Here is a 1251-nt window from a genome sequence, read left to right as displayed (position 1 = left end):
AAAATAAAAATGAAAAGCTCAGGACTGAAAAGCTAAAGCTTCAATCTCAAAATGATTAATTAAAGGAATAGCCTTCAGAAAATGAAAAAAATGGCTTTTACACTTGGCCAAAAATAGAGAAAGAAGCGAGAAAAATTTTTTCAGAAAGTGAGGGAAAATTCAAAAAGGATTGGGCGCTCTATCTTGTTCGAGAGTCGAAACGTTATGATATCAATGCTTATCTTGTTTATGAATTATTAAAAGTGGAAACAGGAGGCACTTTCAACCCCCTGAATTAGTTGGTCCTGAAACGGAGTATGGACTTGCTTATGGGATGGCTCAGTTCATGAAAAATACTGCTCCATGGATAGCAGAAATGGCTGGATTACCGTACGAAGATGAATTATTATTTGATCCATATTATTCCATGCAATTATCTGTAGTTTATATTAGATTTTCTTCATCATGAGTACGGGAATTGGGATGAAGCTTTAACCGCTTATCATAGAGGAATGAGTGGTCTTGAACAATACATGAAAAAACATCGCCATGCCAAAAGCTGGTATGCAGAAGAAATACAGAACAAAGCAGAAAAGCATACAGGTGTGGCGGTAGCAAATTGAAAATATAACAAAAGAGGCTTTCCATTCTATGGGAAGCCTCTTTATTCCTTTCATAAAATGCCAACAAATCCCTTATTAAAAAGAATGAGGCTGTTACATACTAATTATGATTCTCCAAACAGAAAGTGAGGGTATTCTTATGTATGATCCGAAGAATCCTGTTGAGAATCAGGAAACAGAAAAGGCACCAGAGCATGGAGATGAAATAGAGCAAGTTGCAGAAGAGGTTGATGATCATGGTCGAGGACCGAGTCAACCAGTTTATGGGGAAAGTTATGAGGAAGAATTTGCTCAGGAAGCTGCTGTAGCTCCTGTCCACGAGCCGATTAAATCACAAGAGCAAGAAACGACGATGGATGATGATGTTAAGGTAGGTATGGGCTGGTTAGGTTTAACCGCAGCTATACTATCCTTCTTCTTTGCGCCAATTATTTTAGGCGCAGCAGGGATCATCCTAGGTATTATCGGTAAGCGACGAGGGGCTGATACGCTTGGAAACATGGCGATCATCGTCAGTGTTGTTTCCATCGCTTTTGCTCTGTTCTTCGCTCCGATTTATAACTTGATCTAACTTTGCATTTGCATCAAAAAGGGTGGACCAATTAGGGTCCACCCTTTTAATTTATACATTCTGTTCTTCTTTTTCTTT

Annotated in this window: 2 protein-coding genes; both read left to right on the top strand. The window is 38.7% G+C overall.

The genetic code is table 11. The features are described from left to right. Nucleotides 1-313: 313 nt before the first annotated feature. Nucleotides 314-448: a hypothetical protein gene (locus LD39_RS23895; protein WP_369793228.1), complete on the top strand. Its 135-nt coding sequence runs from the start codon at nucleotides 314-316 to the stop codon at nucleotides 446-448. 293 nt (nucleotides 449-741) lie between these two features. After that, nucleotides 742-1173: a hypothetical protein gene (locus LD39_RS09160; RefSeq protein WP_035545460.1), complete on the top strand. Its 432-nt coding sequence runs from the start codon at nucleotides 742-744 to the stop codon at nucleotides 1171-1173. The last annotated feature ends 78 nt before the right edge of the window (nucleotides 1174-1251 follow it).

It is taken from the genome of Halobacillus sp. BBL2006 (genome assembly GCF_000786645.1).
Classification (GTDB): Bacteria; Bacillota; Bacilli; order Bacillales; family Halobacillaceae; genus Halobacillus.
Note: the sequence above shows the minus strand (reverse complement) of the source record. Positions and strands in the feature narration are given on the sequence as shown.

Bases quoted from the DNA above. Each gene is read 5' to 3' on its own strand.
- LD39_RS23895 (WP_369793228.1), top strand. From the start codon at position 314: ATGGCTCAGTTCATGAAAAATACTGCTCCATGGATAGCAGAAATGGCT.
- LD39_RS09160 (WP_035545460.1), top strand. From the start codon at position 742: ATGTATGATCCGAAGAATCCTGTTGAGAATCAGGAAACAGAAAAGGCA.